At 66.0% G+C, this 18,455-nt stretch carries 17 protein-coding genes; 11 read left to right on the forward strand and 6 right to left on the reverse strand.

The genetic code is table 11. From position 1 onward, the window contains the following. Positions 1–29: 29 nt before the first annotated feature. The 3 genes from lon to NJF35_RS18155 all read left to right on the forward strand — a co-directional run bounded on the left by lon (position 30) and on the right by NJF35_RS18155 (position 4,907). Entirely contained in the window at positions 30–2,426 is a 2,397-nt protein-coding gene (lon, locus tag NJF35_RS18145) for an endopeptidase La (protein ID WP_225790149.1), read from the forward strand. 153 nt (positions 2,427–2,579) lie between these two features. Beyond that, positions 2,580–2,852 (forward strand): nucleoid-associated protein HU-beta, encoded by a 273-nt coding sequence (gene hupB / locus NJF35_RS18150; RefSeq protein ID WP_011533117.1) that lies wholly within the window; start codon positions 2,580–2,582, stop codon positions 2,850–2,852. A gap of 183 nt (positions 2,853–3,035) precedes the next feature. Next, on the forward strand, positions 3,036–4,907 hold the full coding sequence (locus NJF35_RS18155) for a SurA N-terminal domain-containing protein (RefSeq protein WP_225790150.1): 1,872 nt from the start codon (positions 3,036–3,038) through the stop codon (positions 4,905–4,907). A 135-nt stretch (positions 4,908–5,042) separates the two neighbouring features. Here the strand turns inward: NJF35_RS18155 and NJF35_RS18160 are convergent, their stop codons facing one another. Beyond that, complete coding sequence (locus NJF35_RS18160) at positions 5,043–6,083, reverse strand: patatin-like phospholipase family protein (RefSeq protein WP_253081333.1); 1,041 nt, start codon at positions 6,081–6,083, stop codon at positions 5,043–5,045. Between the two features lie 156 nt (positions 6,084–6,239). On the opposite strand from NJF35_RS18160, the gene NJF35_RS18165 reads away from it, so the two are divergent. The 3 genes from NJF35_RS18165 (at position 6,240) to NJF35_RS18175 (ending at position 8,199) form a co-directional block, all read left to right on the forward strand. Continuing rightward, on the forward strand, positions 6,240–6,518 hold the full coding sequence (locus tag NJF35_RS18165) for a hypothetical protein (protein ID WP_225790152.1): 279 nt from the start codon (positions 6,240–6,242) through the stop codon (positions 6,516–6,518). Between the two features lie 14 nt (positions 6,519–6,532). Next, a complete protein-coding gene (locus NJF35_RS18170) occupies positions 6,533–7,300 on the forward strand; it encodes a CHAD domain-containing protein (RefSeq protein WP_225790153.1) in 768 nt (255 codons plus the stop codon). Between the two features lie 101 nt (positions 7,301–7,401). After that, positions 7,402–8,199 (forward strand): acyl-CoA thioesterase, encoded by a 798-nt coding sequence (locus tag NJF35_RS18175; protein WP_225790154.1) that lies wholly within the window; start codon positions 7,402–7,404, stop codon positions 8,197–8,199. Between the two features lie 260 nt (positions 8,200–8,459). On the opposite strand, the gene NJF35_RS18180 is transcribed toward NJF35_RS18175, so the two are convergent. From NJF35_RS18180 to NJF35_RS18190, 3 genes are all read right to left on the reverse strand, one after another. Continuing rightward, positions 8,460–8,828, reverse strand: coding sequence for an Mpo1-like protein (locus NJF35_RS18180; RefSeq protein WP_225790155.1), 369 nt, complete (start codon positions 8,826–8,828; stop codon positions 8,460–8,462). Positions 8,829–8,903: 75 nt separating this feature from the next. After that, positions 8,904–10,382, reverse strand: coding sequence for a methyl-accepting chemotaxis protein (locus NJF35_RS18185; protein ID WP_253091350.1), 1,479 nt, complete (start codon positions 10,380–10,382; stop codon positions 8,904–8,906). 114 nt (positions 10,383–10,496) lie between these two features. Then, positions 10,497–11,294: a TatD family hydrolase gene (locus tag NJF35_RS18190; protein WP_225790157.1), complete on the reverse strand. Its 798-nt coding sequence runs from the start codon at positions 11,292–11,294 to the stop codon at positions 10,497–10,499. Positions 11,295–11,454: 160 nt separating this feature from the next. On the opposite strand from NJF35_RS18190, the gene NJF35_RS18195 reads away from it, so the two are divergent. The 4 genes from NJF35_RS18195 (at position 11,455) to greB (ending at position 14,577) form a co-directional block, all read left to right on the forward strand. Then, the gene (locus tag NJF35_RS18195; RefSeq protein ID WP_253081330.1) at positions 11,455–12,861 is read left to right on the forward strand and encodes a transglycosylase SLT domain-containing protein; all 1,407 of its coding nucleotides are present in this window, start codon (positions 11,455–11,457) and stop codon (positions 12,859–12,861) included. A 109-nt stretch (positions 12,862–12,970) separates the two neighbouring features. Continuing rightward, on the forward strand, positions 12,971–13,408 hold the full coding sequence (locus tag NJF35_RS18200; RefSeq protein WP_225790159.1) for a DoxX family protein: 438 nt from the start codon (positions 12,971–12,973) through the stop codon (positions 13,406–13,408). A gap of 291 nt (positions 13,409–13,699) precedes the next feature. Beyond that, positions 13,700–14,008 (forward strand): hypothetical protein, encoded by a 309-nt coding sequence (locus NJF35_RS18205; RefSeq protein WP_225790160.1) that lies wholly within the window; start codon positions 13,700–13,702, stop codon positions 14,006–14,008. 86 nt (positions 14,009–14,094) lie between these two features. Further along, on the forward strand, positions 14,095–14,577 hold the full coding sequence (gene greB, locus NJF35_RS18210) for a transcription elongation factor GreB (RefSeq protein ID WP_225790161.1): 483 nt from the start codon (positions 14,095–14,097) through the stop codon (positions 14,575–14,577). Between the two features lie 17 nt (positions 14,578–14,594). Here greB and NJF35_RS18215 read toward each other — a convergent pair whose 3' ends face one another. Beyond that, positions 14,595–17,102: an ABC transporter permease gene (locus tag NJF35_RS18215; protein ID WP_253091351.1), complete on the reverse strand. Its 2,508-nt coding sequence runs from the start codon at positions 17,100–17,102 to the stop codon at positions 14,595–14,597. Next, positions 17,102–17,785 (reverse strand): ABC transporter ATP-binding protein, encoded by a 684-nt coding sequence (locus tag NJF35_RS18220; protein ID WP_225790163.1) that lies wholly within the window; start codon positions 17,783–17,785, stop codon positions 17,102–17,104. The genes NJF35_RS18215 and NJF35_RS18220 overlap by 1 nt, the downstream gene beginning before the upstream one ends. Positions 17,786–17,795: 10 nt before the next feature. Here NJF35_RS18220 and NJF35_RS18225 point away from each other — a divergent pair, with 10 nt between their 5' ends. Then, complete coding sequence (locus NJF35_RS18225) at positions 17,796–18,401, forward strand: arylesterase (RefSeq protein WP_253091352.1); 606 nt, start codon at positions 17,796–17,798, stop codon at positions 18,399–18,401. The last annotated feature ends 54 nt before the right edge of the window (positions 18,402–18,455 follow it).

Genomic DNA, 18,455 nt, shown 5'->3' on the forward strand with positions numbered 1-18,455 from the left:
GGCCACAAGGCCGCTGTAGAGGCGAAATCATGAAGACCACCCTCGACTTGCCTCTTTTGCCATTGCGCGATGTCGTAGTCTACCCGCACATGGTCATCCCGCTGTTCGTGGGGCGTGAGAAGTCCATCGAAGCCCTCGAGGCCGCGATGACGGGCGAGAAGCAGATCCTCCTGCTGGCCCAGAAGAATCCAGCCGACGACGATCCGGGCGAAGACGCCCTGTATCGTGTCGGCACCATCGCTACCGTTCTGCAACTGCTGAAGCTGCCCGATGGCACCGTCAAGGTGCTGGTCGAGGGCGAGCAGCGCGGTGCGGTCGAGCGTTTCAGCGAAGTGGACGGGCACGTGCGTGCCGAAGTCAGCCTGATCGACGAGGTCGAGGCGCCCGAGCGCGAGTCGGAAGTCTTCGTGCGCAGCCTGCTCTCGCAGTTCGAGCAATACGTGCAGTTGGGCAAGAAGGTCCCGGCCGAAGTGCTGTCCTCGCTCAACAGCATCGAGGAGCCGGGGCGCCTGGTCGATACCATGGCCGCGCACATGGCGCTGAAGATCGAGCAGAAGCAGGAGATCCTCGAGATCGTCGACCTGCCAACCCGCGTCGAGCATGTCCTGGCGCTGCTGGATGCGGAAATCGACCTGTTGCAGGTGGAGAAGCGCATCCGTGGCCGGGTCAAGAAGCAGATGGAGCGCAGCCAGCGCGAGTACTACCTGAATGAGCAGATGAAGGCCATTCAGAAGGAGCTCGGCGATGGCGACGAAGGGCACAACGAGGTCGAGGAGCTGAAAAAGCGTATCGACGCTGCCGGCCTGCCCAAGGACGCCCTGGCCAAGGCCCAGGCCGAGCTGAACAAGCTCAAGCAGATGTCGCCGATGTCTGCCGAGGCCACCGTGGTCCGCTCGTACCTCGACTGGCTGGTGCAGGTGCCGTGGAAGGCCCAGAGCAAGGTGCGCCTGGACCTGGCCAAGGCCGAGGAGATCCTCGATGCCGACCATTACGGCCTGGAGGAGGTCAAGGAGCGCATCCTCGAGTACCTCGCCGTGCAGAAGCGCGTCAAGAAGATCCGTGGCCCGGTACTGTGCCTGGTCGGCCCGCCCGGGGTCGGCAAGACCTCCCTGGCCGAGTCCATCGCCTCCGCCACCAACCGCAAGTTCGTACGCATGGCCCTGGGCGGCGTGCGTGACGAAGCCGAGATTCGTGGTCACCGGCGGACCTACATCGGTTCGATGCCGGGCCGCCTGATCCAGAAGATGACCAAGGTGGGCGTGCGCAACCCGCTGTTCCTGCTCGACGAGATCGACAAGATGGGCAGCGACATGCGTGGCGACCCGGCCTCGGCGTTGCTGGAGGTGCTCGACCCCGAGCAGAACCACAATTTCAACGATCACTACCTGGAGGTCGACTACGACCTTTCGGACGTGATGTTCCTGTGCACCTCGAACTCGATGAACATCCCGCCGGCGCTGCTCGACCGTATGGAGATCATTCGCCTGCCTGGCTACACCGAGGACGAGAAGGTCAACATCGCGGTCAAGTACCTGACGCCCAAGCAGGTCAAGGCCAATGGCCTGAAGAAGGACGAGCTGGAGATCGATGTTTCGGCGATCCGCGACATCATCCGCTACTACACCCGTGAAGCGGGCGTGCGGGGCCTGGAGCGGCAGATCGCCAAGGTCTGCCGCAAGGTGGTCAAGGAACACGCCGGCCAGAAGCAGGTGAAGGTCAAGGTCACCAGCGAGCAGCTCGAGCACTTGCTCGGCGTGCGCAAGTTCCGCTACGGCCTGGCCGAGCAGCAGGACCAGATCGGCCAGGTCACCGGCCTTGCCTGGACCCAGGTGGGCGGCGAGCTGCTGACCATCGAGGCGGTGGTCATCCCCGGCAAGGGCCAGTTGATCAAGACCGGCTCGCTCGGCGACGTCATGGTCGAATCGATCACCGCGGCGCAGACCGTGGTGCGCAGCCGCGCGCGCAGCCTGGGCATCGCTGCCGATTTCCACGAGAAGCACGACGTGCACATCCACATGCCCGAGGGCGCCACGCCCAAGGATGGCCCTAGCGCCGGCATCGGCATGTGCACCGCGCTGGTCTCGGCGCTGACCCAGATCCCGGTACGTGCCGACGTGGCCATGACCGGCGAAATCACCCTGCGCGGCCAGGTCCTGGCCATCGGCGGGCTGAAGGAAAAGCTGCTGGCGGCGCACCGCGGTGGGATCAAGACGGTCATCATTCCCGAGGAAAATGTCCGCGACCTGAAGGAGATTCCGGAAAACATCAAAGAGGATCTTCAGATCAAACCGGTCAAATGGATTGACGAAGTCCTCCAAATTGCGCTGCAATACGCCCCGGAGCCCTTGCCAGATGTGGCTCCGGAGATTGTCGCGAAAGATGAAAAGCGCGACGGCGATGCTAAGGAAAGAATCAGCACGCACTAGTACGTATTTCGCTGGGGGGCTTTCCTTGACAGTTTTTTCGGGCCCTTGTTATAAAGCGGCACGCCAGTGTCAACAGGCCGCCCAGCGCTCGTTTCATAAGCTTTTCATTAAATACTTAGAAACAAACTCAATAGAGATATAAGGGGACTTAGAGTGAACAAGTCGGAACTGATTGACGCTATTGCCGCATCCGCTGACATCCCGAAAGCTGTAGCCGGCCGTGCGCTGGACGCAGTCATCGAATCCGTCACCGGCGCCCTGAAGCAAGGTGACGATGTTGTACTGGTTGGCTTCGGTACCTTCTCGGTCAAGGAGCGCGCCGAGCGTACCGGCCGCAACCCGCAGACCGGCAAGGCGATCAAGATCGCTGCCGCCAAGGTTCCAGGTTTCAAGGCTGGCAAGGGCCTGAAAGACGCCGTCAACTAAGTCGTCTCTTTCAGCCGGACCTGGTCACGCCAGGCCCGACCGCGTGACGAAGGGGGCGCAAACGTTCCCGTTGGCACGCTCGCTTTGAAAAGGCGCATCCACAGGATGCGCCTTTCTTCTATCAGGATTCTACCCACGCTCCGCGGTTGTCGACGCAGTGGTACAACCGTTTCTGGGGGACGCATGCTGCAGAATATCAGGGACAATTCACAAGGTTGGATTGCCAAGACCATCATCGGCCTTATCGTCGTGCTGATGGCGCTGACCGGCTTCGAGGCCATTTTCCAGGCCACCAGCCATAGCCAGGACGCCGCCAAGGTGAACGGCCAGACCATCAGCCAGAACGAGCTGAGCCAGGCTGTCGACATGCAGCGCCGCCAGCTGATGCAACAGCTGGGCAAGGATTTCGACCCAGCGCTGCTGGACGAGAAAATGCTGCGCGAAGCCGCGCTCAAGGGGCTGATCGACCGCAAGCTGCTGTTGCAGGGCGCCGAGGATGCCAAGTTCGCCTTTTCCGAGGCCGCGCTGGATCAGTTGATCCTGCAGACGCCAGAGTTCCAGGTCGACGGCAAGTTCAGTGCCGAACGATTCGACTCGGTCATTCGCCAGATGGGCTACGGGCGCATGCAGTTCCGCGAGATGCTGGCCGAGGAAATGCTCATCGGGCAGCTGCGCACCGGCCTTGCCGGCAGCAGCTTCGTCACCGACAAGCAGGTCGAGGCCTTCGCCCGCCTGGAGAAACAGACCCGCGACTTCGCCTCGCTGACCTTCAAGGCCGACGCGGCCGTGGCCCACGTCAGCGACGACGAGGTCAAGGCGCACTACGACCAGCACGCCAAGGAGTTCATGACCCCCGACCAGGTGGTCATCGACTACATCGAGCTGAAGAAGTCGGCCTTCTTCGACCAGGTCACGGTCGACGAGGACGCGCTCAGGAACCTCTACGAGAAGGAAATCGCCAACCTGGCCGAACAACGCCATGCCGCGCACATCCTCATCGAGGTCGACGACAAGACCTCCGATGCCCAGGCCAAGGCCCGCATCGAGGAAATCCAGCAGCGCCTGGCCAAGGGTGAAGACTTCGCCGCGCTGGCCAAGGAGTTCTCCCAGGATCCGGGTTCGGCCAGCAGTGGCGGTGACCTGGGTTTCGCAGGCCCCGGCGTCTATGACCCGGCCTTCGAGGAGGCGCTGTACAAGCTGGGCGAGGGGCAGGTCTCGGCGCCGGTGCGTACCGAGTTCGGCTACCACCTGATCAAGCTGTTGGGCGTCGAGGCGCCGGAAGTACCGACCTTCGCCAGCCTGCAGGACAAGCTGACCCGCGAGCTTAAGACCCAGCAGGTCGAGCAGCGCTTCGTGGAAGTGACCAAGCAGTTGGAAGATGCTGCCTTCGAGGCGTCCGACCTGGCCCAGCCGGCCCAGGACCTGGGCTTGAAGGTACAGACCTCGGCGCCGTTCGGTCGTGAAGGCGGCGAAGGCATCACTGCCAACCGTGCGGTGATTCAGGCCGCCTTCAGCGAGGAGGTGCTGGACGAAGGCGCCAACAGCAACGCCATCGAGCTGGACCCGGAGACCGTGGTCGTGCTGCGCGTCAAGGAGCATCGCAAGCCCGAGCAACTGCCGCTGGACGCCGTGGCCAAGAGCATCCACGAGCACCTGGCCAAGGAGAAGGCGATCGCCGAGCTCAAGGCCAAGGCCGACAAGCTGATTGCCGAACTGCGTGATGGCTCCCGGACGCCGGACGCTGCGGTCGAGGGCCAGGCCTGGAAGGTCCAGGAGGCCGTCACCCGTGGCCAGGACGGTATCGACCCGGCTGAACTGCAGGCGGTGTTCCGCCTGGCCAAGCCCGAGGCCAAGGACAAGCCGGTCTATGGCAGCGTGGTCCTGGCCGATGGCAGCCTGGTGCTGCTGCAGCTCAAGGGCGTCAACGAAGGTGCCGCGGCTACCGACGAGGAGAAGGAGCAGATCCGTCGCTACCTCGCCTCGCGCGCTGGCCAGCAGGATTTCGCGGCCTACCGCAAGCAGCTGGAAGCCAACGCCGAGATCACTCGCTACTGAGTGCATCCCTCCAACGAAACAGGCCGCGTATGCGGCCTGTTTCGTTTCTGTCCCAGTGCTACCTGTCCCGGTCCATTCTTGGGGCTGCTTTGCAGCCCATCGCCGGCAAGCCGAACACCTTGAGCTTCCGCGGGCTCACCGCCGCTCTCCCTCGTAGTTGTCCAGGGTATCCCTGGCAATCTCCCGCCCCAGGGCGATCAGCTCCGGTGCCTTGTAGAACTCGAAGAACCGGCACACCCGCTTGGGTACGTTGATCAGCACGTCCGGTGGATAGCCGGCGATCTTGTACTGGGCCAGGGACGTCTGCATCACCTCGAAGCTCTGGTTGATCAGGTCGAGCAGCGAGGCCGGGCCAACGTTGTCGATGATGAACGAGCCGGTGGCGGAGCGGGGGGCGCCGTCGCTCTCCGGGGCCGCCGCTGGTTGCTGGCTTTCCGGATCGGCCGAATCGGCGAGCCAGGGGTTGGGCCGCCCCAGGCCCTCGGCAACGATCTCCTGCTCGATGCGCATCAGTTCCTCCGCCGGCTTGCGCCGGAAGGGCAGGCGCGAGCCCAGGGAGCTGATCAGGGCATCGAAACGCATCTTGAACGCCGCCGGGCGTTCGATCACCGGCAACTGGTACTGCTTCTGGTTGGTGGCGTTGAGGTTCACCGCGATGATCAGGTCGCAGTGGCTGGACACCACCGGGACGATCGGCAGCGGATTGAGGATGCCGCCATCCACCAGCATGCGGTTGCCCTGCATCACCGGGGTGAACAGGCTGGGGATCGCCGCCGAGGCACGCATGGCCTGGTGCAGGCAGCCTTCCTGGAACCAGATTTCCTGCTGGTTGGTGAGGTCGGCCGCCACCGCGGTATAGGGAATGGACAGTTGCTCGATGTTCACGTCGCCGACGATCTTGCGGATCTGCCCGAACACCTTGTCGCCACGGATCGCGCCCAGGCGAAAGCTCACGTCCACCAGGCGCAGCACGTCCAGGTAGTCCAGGCTCTCGATCCAGTTGCGGTAATCGTCGAGCTTGCCAGCGGCGTAGATGCCACCGATCACCGCTCCCATGGAACAGCCGGCGATGCAGGCGATCTCGTAGCCGCGCCGTTCGATTTCCTCTATCACGCCGATGTGCGCGTAACCCCGGGCGCCACCCGACCCCAGGACCAATGCCACGCGTTTGCTCATGATGTCTCCCCCACGGCTGTGCAACCATGGTCCAACAATGCACCCATTGCGGCCCATGCTTCAATGTACACCGTGCTGGGCTACGCTGAGCAGGGCACTTTTCGTTTGCCTGGGCGTCGAATGGCCACACTTTTTTCACCTTCGAGGTTACTACCGATGAAAGCCTGGATCTGCCTTCCCCTGATCGCCCTGGCCCTTGCTGGCTGCGCGGGCAAGACGGCCTACCGTGACAGCTGCGCGACCCAGCTGGATGCCGCCTGGAAGGAACTCGACCTGGCCAAGGCCGAAGGCTTCGCCGGCACCGTCAGTTATTCCAAGGCCCTGTCGCTGTTGACCGGGGCCAAGACCCAGCAGCAGTTCGAGGCCTTCGAAGGGTGCACCAGCAAGGCGCAGAAGGCGCGTTTCTATATCCGTGAGTCTCGCGCCGGGCGCTGAACGAGGAGCGTCGTATGTCCGCCATGCTCGATCACGTGATCACCCAAGTGCTGGCCCTGCAGGTGCGCCTGCTGGCCTGTCGCGAGCGGTTGGCCGCCGATGTCGACAGCGAGGCGTTGCACGACCTGCGCATCGCCCTGCGGCGGCTGCGCAGCCTGCTGCGCCCTTTGCGCGGGCTGCCAGGTGTCGACCAGTTGGAGGGGGCGGCCAAGTCCCTGGGCACCCTGACCACGCCCCTGCGCGATCGTGAGGTGCTGGCGGCCCAGTTGCTCAGGCAGGGCCACGAGCAGGCCGGGCAACGGCGCCTGGAGGGCAGGGCGCGGACATTCGCCAGCGTGGCCGGCAGCCGCCAGCTCGACCGTGTGCTGGCCATTCTCGACAGCTTCCCGCTGTTTCTGCGTGCCTGCGACCGCGAAGGCCTGGCTCGCGGCCTGGAAAAACGCATCGACAAGCGCCTGGACAAGCAATGGCGCAAGCTGCGCAAGGCCCTGGAAGACCCTGCCCACGACCGCCACCGCTTGCGCTTGCTGATCAAGCGCGTGCGCTATGGCGATGAGGCCTATCCGCAGCTGGACTCGGCCGGGAAGAAGCTGCGCCGCCTGCTCAAGCGGGCCCAGGGCGACCTGGGCGAATGGCACGATCGCCTGCAATGGCTGTTGCAGGCCCGCGACCATGCGGACCTGGCGCCGTGCAAGGCCGCCTGGGAGCGCGAGCTGCACGAGGCCGAGCAGAAGGCCGATGCCACCCTGGAGGTGCTGCTGGCGGCCCTGGCGCGTCGATAGCCGCCAGAATTGACCGATATGCGGGCTGCCAGGAGGGGGCTCGCTGGCTAAGATCGGGAGCATCGACGTAGCCGATTTTTCTGCAGGAGCGAAAGGACGCCATGAATTTCACGCAATTGCTTGCCGCCGTGCGCGAGCGCCCCGAGGCGGTCAGCGTGCCGGCCAATTGGGCCCAGGGGCGTGCCGCGTTCGGTGGGCTGATGGCCGCGTTGGTCTATGAGGCCATGCGCGCCAGGCTCGACGATGCCCGTCCGGTGCGTTCGCTGGCCATCACCTTCGTCGGCCCCGCCGCGCCGGAGGTCCCGATCCGCTTCGAGGTCGAGGTGTTGCGCCAGGGCAAGGCGGTCAGCACACTGCTGGGGCGCGCCGTGCAGGATGGCCAGGTGGTGACCTTGGTGCAGGGCAGCTTCGGTGTCGGGCGGGCGTCGGAGGTCGAGTTTTCGGCGCTGCCAGCGGTGCCGATGAAACCCTTGGAGCAGGCTGCGGCGGAGTTGCCCTACATCCAGGGTGTGACACCGGAATTCATGCGCCATGTGGCCTTGCGCTGGGCCATTGGCGGCCTGCCGTTCACCGGCGATGCCTCGCGGCAGATGGGCGGCTGGGTGCGCTTGCGCGATGTCGCCGAGGAGCCGGTCAACGAAGCGCACCTGCTGGCCCTGGTTGACGCCTGGCCGCCCAGCCTGTTGCCCAGCCTCAAGCGGCCTGCCGCTGGCAGTACGCTGACCTGGACCATCGAATTCGTCCAGCCTACGCCACGGCTGTCGACCCTGGACTGGTGCCGCTACTGTGTCGAGACCGAGCATGCCCGCGATGGTTACGGGCACGCCTCGGCGGCCCTGTGGACGGCCGAGGGCGAGCTGTTGGCATTGAGCCGGCAGACGGTGACGGTGTTTGCCTAGGGCTCCGGCGTTGGCTCCTGAGCCGGTGCCGGTCAGTTCAGCGTTTCAGTTGCCATTTGGGGCCGCTTCGCGCCCCATCGCCGGCAAGCCGGCTCCCACATGTGCCTGCAAGCCGTATCCTTTATGACCGACTCGCACCCTGGACTGCCCCCCAAAAGCTGGATCGGTGTCCAACTTCTTGAGGGCAGTCCACCCTGTGGGAGCCGGCTTGCCGGCGATGGGCTGCAAAGCAGCCCCTAAAAAGGTGATACCCGCCGTTTTCAGCGCCGATGCTTGTGCCGCTCCCGCCAGGCGCGCCACCAGGCGCCGCTGAGGACGAAGCGCGGAAAGGTGATGAACTGCTCGGTGAGCAGGCGTTGCACGGCATCCTTGCGGTCAGCGAAGGGCTCCGGTTGTTCGGCTTCCAGGCGATGGCCCTGGCGCTGCAGGCCCAGGCTGGCGGCCAGGGCGATGATGCCCACGGCGATCTGGGAAAGGTCCAGGCCGAACAGGCCCGAGAGCACCAGCAGCACGCCCAGGATGAACAGCGGCACGGCAATCAGGTGCAGCACCAGGTTGGCCGGGTGCCGGTGGTTGTTGTGATAACCGCGCCATTGCCAGGCGGGCAGGTTGGGCAGGCGTTTGCTCATGGACATTTCCTCTGGCTCATGTCCAAAGCTTAGTGCGGCCCTCGGGCGAGGGCCAATCGAGGCGGGCTATGGCGGCTATAGCTTGAGCTGGCCAATGGCCTTGTTCAGTTCGCCGGCCAGGGTCGCCAGTTCGACGCTGGTGGTGGCCGAGCCGACTGTCTGCTGCACGGTCTGCTCGGTGACGTCGCGGATGCTCACCACCGCCCGGTTCATCTCCTCGGCCACCTGGCTCTGCTGCTCGGCGGCGACGGCGATCTGCGTGTTGCTTTCGCGCATCTGCGCCACGGCGCTGGTGATCTCGGCCAGGGCTTCGCCGGCTTCCTGGGCCTGCTTGACGCAATCGTCGGCCTTGTACGAACTCTCCTGCATGAACTCCACTGCATCGCGGGTACCGGCTTGCAAGGCCGAGACCATGCCGGTGATTTCGTCGGTGGAGGTCTGCACGCGCTTGGCCAGGTTGCGCACCTCATCGGCCACCACGGCGAAGCCGCGGCCCAGCTCACCGGCACGGGCCGCTTCGATGGCGGCATTGAGGGCCAGCAGGTTGGTCTGTTCGGCGATGCTGTGGATCACCCCGACCACGCCGTTGATCCGCTGGCTGTCCTCGGCCAGCTGGTGGATCATTTCGGCGGTCTGCTGCACACCGCTGGACAGCCCGGCGATCGAGTCCTGCACCCGGCTGACGACCTGCTGGCCGCTGCCGGCCAGGCTGTCGGCGGTCTGCGACAGGTCGCGGGTGGCGCCGGCGTGCTGGGCGATGTGGTGAACGGTCGCGGACATCTCGTTGATCGCCGTGGCCGCCTGGTCGGTCTCGCTCTGCTGGCCGATCATGCCGTGGCGCACTTCGTTCATGCTCGCCGCCAGGCGTGCGGCGCCCGAGTCGAGCTGGGCGGCGGTGCGCGCCACGGTGCTGACCACGCGATGGTAGGTGGCCTGCATGGCATTGAAGGCGCCTGCCATCTGGCCGACTTCGTCGCCGCAGGACAGCGGCACGCGAGCTGCCAGGTCGCCGGTCTTCTCCACGTGCAGCATCACGTCCTTGAGGGTGTTGAGCTGGCTGAGCAGGAAGCGGATCAGCAACTGCGAGGCGCACAGCATGGCCAGCATCAGGACCAGGACACAGACGGCATAGTTGCCGAAACGCTCGAAGAATACCTGGCGCAGGCTGGGCGACTGGGCCAGCACGGCGATGCGCTGCTCGCCCTGGTACAGCACCTGGGCCCCCTGCAACGGGTTGTCGCCGAGCAGCCAGGCACCGGGCAGGTCGACCCAGCCTTGGCTACCCTCCAGGGCCTGGAGGGGTTCTCCGGCGAAGGTCGGTGTCTGTCCTGCCTGCCAGGTGACCAGGTGGGGCAGGCTGGGCAGGGCTTGCCCGGCGGGCCAGGCGGCGATCAGCGAGGCCTCGGTGACGGCCTGGCTGCGGGCGCCCTCGGCCCGGGCCTGTTGCTCCAGATACACGGCATAGAGCACCAGCAGCAAGGTCGTGACGAAGGCCACCGCATTGACGGCCCAGAACTTGTACTTCAGGGAAATATTGCTAAGCCAGGCACCCATTAGGTCTTCTCTGAGTTGAGCGGAAACATTATTGGCAAGGTGCCATCATTGTGCCCGCTCAAGCCAGGCGTTGTCTTGATATGTGTCAAGGAAGACTGGGGGGCACCACAGGATTCAGGGCAACCGAAAGAACGCCCTGGCGCTGGCCGTGGTATGGGTTGCCGTGTGCTCCAGGGACTCCCCTCGATGCAACGCCACCTCGCGCAGGACCTCGGGCAGGAAGGCCGGTTCGTTGCGGCCGTTCTTCGGCTTGGGCCGCAGGCTGCGTGGCAGCAGGTAGGGCGCATCGCTCTCCAGCATCAGGCGGCCCTCGGGGATGTTGCCGACCAGCGGATGCAGGTGAGTGCCGCGGCGCTCGTCGCAGATCCAGCCGGTGATGCCGATGTGCAGGTCCATGTCCAGGTAGGCGAACAGGGCCTGGCGTTCGCCGGTGAAGCAATGCACCACCGCGGCGGGCAGGTGATCGCGGTAGTCCTTGAGGATTGCCAACAGGCGCTCGCTGGCCTCGCGTTCGTGGAGGAACACCGGCAGGTGCAGTTCGGCGGCCAGGGCCAGTTGCGCCTCCAGGGCCTTTTCCTGCTGTGGACGAGGGGAGAAGTCGCGGTTGAAGTCCAGCCCGCATTCGCCCACGGCCCGGGCCCGTGGTTGCGCCAGCAACTGACGCAACCGCCGGTCGCTGGCGCCGTCCCAACTGCTGGCATCATGGGGGTGTACGCCTGCCGTGGTGAACAGGCATTGGCCGTCAGGGTCCAGTTGCCCGGCCAGTTCCTGGGCCTGTTCGCTGACCGCCAGGCTGGTGCCCGTGAGGATCATCTGTGCCACGCCGGCCTGCACGGCTCGCTCGACGATGGCGGCTTGCTGGTCATGGAAGCTGCTGTTGGTCAGGTTGACGCCGATATCGATCAATTGCATGGTGCTACCTCGTGCCGCGGGCCGGCCAGCATAGCAAAAACCGGGAAAATCCAGAAAAAGCCAAGAACTTCAAGCGGTTGTCATGGTCTTCTGCGGTCATTCGCCACGGATCGGACCTTTTTGCATGGCGCCAGCCCACAGCCCACGGACACGTTCTCGCATGCTGCGTTCGCTGCTGACCTTCCTGCTGATGTTCGGCCTGGCCATGGCCGGCCCAGCCAGCGCGCGCTTGCCAGGGCCGCAGCACAACGTGCCGGCCAGCCAGGTTCGCGACCTTGCGCAGATCCGTGAGAGCAAGGTGCTGCGGGTGCTGGTCAACCAGAGCCGCAACAGTTCCGGGGAGGTCAAGGGCGAGCCGGTAGGCGTCGAATACCATCGCCTGCGCGGCCTCGAACATCATCTCAACGCCCGGGCCCGCGACGGCCAGGCAATCCGCTTCAAGCTCATCCCCCGCGCCAAGGAACAACTGCTCGCCGCCCTGCAGCGGGGCGAAGGTGACCTGGCCGCCCCTGGCGAGCTGCTCGACCCTGGCCTGGTGCGCGGCGTGAGCGCCAGCGCGCCGGTGGTCGATCAGGTGTCGCTGGTGCTGGTGGGGCGCAAGGGCGAGCGCAGCTTCAGCCGGGTGGAGCAGTTGTCCGGACGCACCATTGCGTTGACCAGCGCCAGTGCCGCCGGTGCGTTGGTCCGCCAGCTCAACCAGCAACTGGCCCTGCGCAAACGTGCGCCGATCAAAATCGAGTGGGTCGATCCCACGCTGGCAGTGGAGGATGTGCTGGAGATGGTCCAGGCCGGCATCTATCGCCTGACGCTGGTGGAGCGTCCCATCGCCCAGCGCTGGGCCCGGGTGATGCCGCGCCTGCGCCTGGACACCCGCCTGAAGCTGGGCCAGCCCCAGGCCATACGCTGGTATGTGCGGCGCGACGCGAACATGCTCCTGGCCACGGTCGATCGCTTCCTGGCCGGCTACCGTGCACCGCAGAACCAGGATGCCGCCTTCGAGCGGATCTACCGGCGCCAGTACCGGGTGCACAACCCCTTGGCGCGTCGCGACCGGCAGCGCCTGGCGTCGTTGCGGGCGGTCTTGCAGAAACATGGCAGCGCACAGCAGATCGACTGGCTGAACCTGGCGGCACTGGCGTTCAAGGAGTCGACCCTCAACCCGGCGGCGCGTGGCAGCGGCGGCGCCCATGGGCTGATGCAGATCACCCCGGCGGCGGCCCGGCGAGTCGGGGTGAGCAACACGGCGACGGTCGATGGCAATGTCCTGGCCGGTGCCCGCTACCTGGCGCTGATTCGTCGCAAGTTCTTCTCCAGCGCCCAGCTCAACGAACGCGAGCGCATGGCATTCGTGCTGGCCGCCTACAACCTGGGGCCGGAGCGGGTCCAGGCCATGCGTGCCGAGGCCCGGCGACGAGGGCTCAACAGCAACCAATGGTTCTTCCAGACCGAACGCATCGCCATGGAGCAGATGGGCATGGGGCCGGTCAACTTCGTCAACAGCGTCAATAAGTACTTCCTGGCGTTCAATCGGGAGCGGGCATCGTTGGAGCGGGTGGGCAAGCGCTGAATTAATCTAATTTGTAGATGTGTAAGTGCGTAAATTTGCGCTTTTTGAATCTTATTTGTTGATTAATATGGCGCCCATCCCAACCAACATTTACTCAGGACGCTTTGACATGAACAACCCCCTCAACGCTATCTTCGTTACCCGTGCAGGTCTTGGCCTGAGTGTCATCCGTATCCTCGTGGGCATCATCTTCATGGCCCACGGTGCCCAGAAGTTGTTCGGTCTGTTCGGCGGCTACGGGCTGGAAGGCACCGGCCAGTGGATGGAAAGCATCGGCTTGGCGCCCGGTTACCTGATGGCGTTGTTGTCTGGCAGCGCCGAGTTCTTCGGTGGCCTGGCCCTCGTGGTCGGCTTGCTGGCACGGCCGGCGGCGCTGGCGCTGACCGTGACGCTGGTGGTGGCGATCTTCTCGGTGCACATCGGCAATGGCCTGTTCATGTCCAATAACGGCTACGAGTTCGCCCTGGCCCTGCTGGCCGGTACCGTGGCGGTGCTGATCGAGGGCGCGGGTCGCTTCTCTCTGGACCGGCTGATCGCCCACGACTGAACGGCATCCTGATGTGACTGACCCGCTTCCCAGGGGCCCTGGGAAGCGGGTTTTCTCCATGCCGTGGGGTCGTGCGAAAAACCGCCGGGCGACGCCCAGGCTGGGCCACCTTCAATAGGCGGCTTGTATCTTGTCGCTTGACGCTCTAGCATACCGCCTGCGCCGATTTAAACAGCTACTTGCGGGGCGCGGGAGGCACCCACTCGGGTCATCCGAAATACCGCTAAAGCGCTGGTTCGGTGACGCCTCCCACCGCTGCCCAGCGGGATCTGCGAGGCGGAGAGATACTCCATGAGTTGCCCACGTACCAGTGTCTGCCTGAGTCCGTTGCCTGCCAACCAGGCCTCGCGTACACCGCGCATCCTGCTCGGCGGCCAGCATCAGCCCACCCTTTTGCGTAACCTCGACGGCTTGTCGCGACGCAAGGGCCAAGCGCGTGCCTTCCTTGTCCAGTTCGCCGAAACCTGCGATGGCCTTGCCCAGCACGCCAACGATCGCTTCGATCTCGCGGTGATCCAAGCCCCCTTGGCGGCCGATGCCGCGGCAGTCATCGGTCACCTGACCCGCATCGCCCGCCAGGGCCTGATCACCCGCCGCTGAGGCGCGTGCCGCCGTGGGGATTTTTCGCTAAGCTCGGTGCCTCGGCAGGCTTGCGCCGGCCGTGGAGGCACTGAGGAGAACGCTGCTTGAGCACCAACATCATCACGACGGAAGGTCACGAGGCCCTGAAGAAGGAGCTCGACCACCTGTGGCGGGTCTACCGGCCCGAGATCACCCAGAAGGTCACCTGGGCCGCATCCCTGGGCGACCGCAGCGAGAACGCCGACTACCAGTACAACAAGAAGCTGCTGCGTGAGATCGATCGGCGGGTGCGCTACCTGCGCAAACGGCTCGAGGACGTCAAGGTCGTGGCCTATTCACCGCAGCAGGAAGGCAAGGTGTTCTTCGGCGCCTGGGTGGAGATCGAGAACGACGAGGGGCAGACCCTGACGTTTCGTATCGTCGGTTACGACGAGATCCATGGGCGCAACGACTACATCTCCATCGATTCGCCCATGGCCCGGGCGCTGCTCAAGAAGGAAGAGGGGGACGAGGTCGTGGTGCACACGCCAACCGGCGAGGCGACCTGGTACGTCAACCGTATTCGCTATGAGGGGAGCGGGGGGTAGCTACAGGCCCCCTGCGCTCACCCTTCCCGCAACACCGCCAGTGGGCTGGCATTCAATGCCCGTCGCGTCCCGAGCACCCCGGCGGCACCCACCAGCACGGCTCCCGCCACCGGCAGCACCAGCAACCAGGGGTGCGGCGTCCAGGCCAGGTCGAAGGCATGGCGATACAGGACCAGGGTGATCAGCTCGCACCCCACCGCCGCCAGCACGCCACTCACCGCACCCAGCAGCCCGAACTCGATCCGCCGTGCCTTGACCAGCAGCGGCCGTGCAGCGCCCAGGGCACGCAGCAGGGCGCCTTGGCGCAGGCGTTCGTCGAGGGTTGCCTGGAGTCCTGCGAACAGCACCGCCAAGCCCGCCGCCAGCACGAACAACAGCACATACTCCACCGCCACGGTCACCTGGGCCAGGATGCTGCGCAACTGGGCCAGCAGCGCATCGACCTGGAGGATGGTCGCTGCCGGAAACGCGCGTGACAGGGCGACCACTTCCTGGTCATGGCCCGGCGCCAGGTAGAAGCTGGTCAGGTAGGTGGCTGGCAGCCCTTGCAGGGTGCCGGGCTGGAAGATCATGTAGAAGTTGGGCTGGAAGCTGTCCCAGTGCACCGTGCGCAAGCTGCTGACCCGGGCCTGGCGCTGCTGGCCACCGATGTCGAAGGTGAGCAGGTCGCCCAGCTCGAGCTTCAGGCTCTGGGCAAGCTCCGCTTCCACCGACACACCGGGCACGCCGTCAGCGGGTGGCGGTGCGTCCCACCAGCGCCCAGCGCTCAGGGCGTTGCCCTGGGGCAGGTCGGCCGCCCAGGTCAGGCTCAGGTCGCGTTGCACGGCGCGTTCGCCGGTGGACTCCTTGCTGACCAGTTGCCGCACCGGCTGCTCGTTGATATGGGTCAGGCGCCCGGGGATCACCGGGTACAGCGGTGCTGACGTGGCATTGACCGCCTGCAACTGGCGGGCGAAGGGCTCGCGGTCGTCGGGCAGGATGTTCAGGGCGAAATGGTTGGGCGCGTCCTTGGGCAACTGGGCCTGCCAGGTATCGAGCAGTTCGGCACGCAGCAGTGCCACCAGGCCCATGGCCAGCAGGATCAGGCCGAAGGCCAGGGCCTGGCCGGCAGCGGCCAGCGGATGGCGCAGCAGTTGCCCCAAGCCCAGGCGCCAGGCCAGCGGTGCACCGGCCAGCAAACGCCGCAGGCTGCGCAGGCCGAGCAGGAGCAGGCCGCCCAGCAGCAGGGCAGCGAGTAGCCCACCACCGAGCAGGGCGAAGGTCAGCAACAGGTCCAGGCTCAGCCGCCACATGATCAGGCCCAGGGCCAGCAGGGCGGCGCCGTAGACCAGCCAGCCACTGGGTGGCAGCGGCAGCAGGTCGCGGCGCAGGACCCGCAACGGCGGCACGCGCCCGAGGGCGGCCAAGGGCGGCAGGGCGAATCCGGCGAGGGCCACCAGCCCGGTGCCGATGCCGGCGAGCGCGGGCGCGATGCCGCCAGGTGGCACCACGCTCGGCATCAGCCCCTGCAACAAGCGGAACAGGCCCAGTTGCGCCAGCCAGCCGAGCAGGGCGCCGGCCAGTGCCGCCGCCAGGCCGAGCACTGCCAGTTGCAGGCAATACAGGCCCAGCGCCTGGTGTCGCGACAGCCCCAGGCAACGCAGCAGGGCGCTGGCGTCCAGGCGGCGGCTGGCATAGCGGCTGGCCGACAGGGCCACGGCCACGCCGGCCAGCAGCACCGCCACCAGGCTGGCCATGTTCAGGTAGCGTTCGGCCTTGCCCAGCGCGCCGCCGATCTGCCGATTGCCGTCGCGCGTGTCGAGCAGGCGCTGATGCGCCGCCAGGCCCTTGGCCACCGCCTGGCGATACCGCGCCAGGGCCTCGGGCTCGCCACGCCAGAGGTCGCGGTAGGTGACCCGGCTGCCAGGCTGGATCACACCCGTGGCGTCCAGGTCGGCGAGGTTCATCAATACCCGTGGGGTCAGGCTATAGAAATTGCCGGCGCGGTCCGGTTCGTAGGTCAGCACCCGGCTCATGCGCAGGGTCTTCATGCCCACGTCGATGCTGTCGCCGATCGACAGCCCCAGGGCCGCCAGCAGGCGTGGTTCGACCCAGGCCTCGCCCGGCGCCGGGCCACCGCCCGGGGACTCCTCTGCGTAGGGGGCCGCGGCGCTGCGCAGTTGGCCACGCAAGGGGTAGCTGGCGTCGGCCGCCTTGATGCTCGACAACTGGATCCCCGCCTGTGCGCCCACCACGCTGGTGAACTCGACCACCCGGGCGTGGCGCAGGCCAGCGGCCGTGCCGGCGGCGACCTGCGCCTCACTGGCCGGCGAGCTGCCCCGCAGCACCAGGTCGGCCCCGAGGAACTCGCCGGCGCGCAGTTGCATGGCGTCGTTCAGGCGCGCGCCGAAATAGCCGATGGCGGTGCTGGCGGCCACTGCCACCAGCAGGGCGAAGAACAGCACCCGCACCTCGCTGGCGCGGGCATCGCGCAGCAACTGGCGCAGGGCCAGGCTGCACAGGCGGGAGAAGGGCAGGCGGCTCATCAGGGCTCCAGGGGCTCGACCAGGCGGCCGGCATCCAGGCGGATCAGGCGGCGGCAGCGCTTGGCCAGGCGTTCGTCATGGGTGACCAGCACCAGGGTGGTGTCGCGCTCCTTGTTCAGCTCGAACAGCAGGTCGCTGATGCGCTCGCCGGTGTGGCTGTCCAGGTTGCCCGTGGGCTCGTCGGCGAACAGCACCGCAGGCTCGGCGGCGAAGGCGCGGGCGATCGCCACCCGCTGCTGCTCGCCCCCGGACAGCTGGCGTGGCGTGTGGCTCAGGCGCTTGCCCAGGCCGACCCGCTCCAGCAGGTCGCGGGCATGTTCGCGGGCGTCGCGACGGCCGTCCAGCTCCAGCGGCAGCATGACGTTCTCCAGGGCATTGAGGCTGTCGAGCAGCTGGAACGACTGGAACACGAAGCCGACGTGCTCGGCCCGCACCCGGGCGCGCTGGTCTTCGTCCAGCGGGCCGAGGTCATGCCCGGCGAGGATGACCTGGCCGGCGCTGGGCCGGTCGAGGCCAGCGAGCAGGCCCAGCAAGGTCGACTTGCCGGAGCCGGAGGCGCCGACGATGGCCAGGCTGTCGCCTTGGTCGAGGGAAAGGGAGAGCGCGTGGAGGATGGTCAGGTCGCCTTCCGCGCTGGGGACCACTTTGCTAAGGTTCTGCGCAACGAGAATGCTGGGGCCCATGGAGAATCCAATGCGAGTGTGGTGGTTGAGTGCCGGTCTGGCCCTGTTTTGCCTGGCCCAGGGCGCGGCGGCGGGAACGCTGCTGGTCGTCGGCGATAGTATCAGCGCCGGTTTTGGCCTGGATAGCCGCCAGGGGTGGGTTGCCCTGTTGCAGCAGCGCCTGGAGGAGGAGGGTTACGACGACCAGGTGGTCAATGCCTCGATCAGCGGCGACACCAGTGCAGGCGGCCAGGAGCGGCTGCCGGCGCTGCTTGCCGAGCACAAGCCGAGCCTGGTGGTGCTGGAGTTGGGGGGCAACGATGGCCTGCGCGGGCAGCCGCCCGAGCAATTGCAACAAAATCTTGCCTCGATGATCGATCGCTCCCGCGACGCGGGGGCGAAGGTGGTGTTGCTGGGAATGCGCCTGCCCCCCAACTACGGGGTGCGCTACACCACGGCCTTCGCCCAGGTCTATGAGCAACTGGCAGCACAGAAGCAGGTGCCGCTGGTGCCGTTTTTCCTCGAGGGCGTCGGTGGGGTGGCGCAGATGATGCAGGCCGACGGCATCCATCCGGCCCAGGGGGCGCAGCAGCGCCTGCTGGAAAATGCCTGGCCGGCGATAAAACCCTTGCTGTGACGCTTTTATCGGGACGGGCTTTCGGCTAATGTTGCGCCCCCCGTTCCGAGAGCC

The sequence above is a fragment of the Pseudomonas guariconensis genome, assembly GCF_024127895.1.
Classification (GTDB): domain Bacteria; phylum Pseudomonadota; class Gammaproteobacteria; order Pseudomonadales; family Pseudomonadaceae; genus Aquipseudomonas; species Aquipseudomonas guariconensis_B.

Bases quoted from the DNA above. Each gene is read 5' to 3' on its own strand.
- NJF35_RS18205 (WP_225790160.1), top strand. From the start codon at position 13,700: ATGAGTTGCCCACGTACCAGTGTCTGCCTGAGTCCGTTGCCTGCCAAC.
- NJF35_RS18170 (WP_225790153.1), top strand. From the start codon at position 6,533: ATGTCCGCCATGCTCGATCACGTGATCACCCAAGTGCTGGCCCTGCAG.
- NJF35_RS18190 (WP_225790157.1), bottom strand. From the start codon at position 11,294: ATGCAATTGATCGATATCGGCGTCAACCTGACCAACAGCAGCTTCCAT.
- NJF35_RS18185 (WP_253091350.1), bottom strand. From the start codon at position 10,382: ATGGGTGCCTGGCTTAGCAATATTTCCCTGAAGTACAAGTTCTGGGCC.
- NJF35_RS18175 (WP_225790154.1), top strand. From the start codon at position 7,402: ATGAATTTCACGCAATTGCTTGCCGCCGTGCGCGAGCGCCCCGAGGCG.
- lon (WP_225790149.1), top strand. From the start codon at position 30: ATGAAGACCACCCTCGACTTGCCTCTTTTGCCATTGCGCGATGTCGTA.
- NJF35_RS18225 (WP_253091352.1), top strand. From the start codon at position 17,796: ATGCGAGTGTGGTGGTTGAGTGCCGGTCTGGCCCTGTTTTGCCTGGCC.
- NJF35_RS18165 (WP_225790152.1), top strand. From the start codon at position 6,240: ATGAAAGCCTGGATCTGCCTTCCCCTGATCGCCCTGGCCCTTGCTGGC.
- NJF35_RS18180 (WP_225790155.1), bottom strand. From the start codon at position 8,828: ATGAGCAAACGCCTGCCCAACCTGCCCGCCTGGCAATGGCGCGGTTAT.
- NJF35_RS18220 (WP_225790163.1), bottom strand. From the start codon at position 17,785: ATGGGCCCCAGCATTCTCGTTGCGCAGAACCTTAGCAAAGTGGTCCCC.
- NJF35_RS18215 (WP_253091351.1), bottom strand. From the start codon at position 17,102: ATGAGCCGCCTGCCCTTCTCCCGCCTGTGCAGCCTGGCCCTGCGCCAG.
- NJF35_RS18155 (WP_225790150.1), top strand. From the start codon at position 3,036: ATGCTGCAGAATATCAGGGACAATTCACAAGGTTGGATTGCCAAGACC.
- NJF35_RS18160 (WP_253081333.1), bottom strand. From the start codon at position 6,083: ATGAGCAAACGCGTGGCATTGGTCCTGGGGTCGGGTGGCGCCCGGGGT.
- NJF35_RS18195 (WP_253081330.1), top strand. From the start codon at position 11,455: ATGCTGCGTTCGCTGCTGACCTTCCTGCTGATGTTCGGCCTGGCCATG.
- NJF35_RS18200 (WP_225790159.1), top strand. From the start codon at position 12,971: ATGAACAACCCCCTCAACGCTATCTTCGTTACCCGTGCAGGTCTTGGC.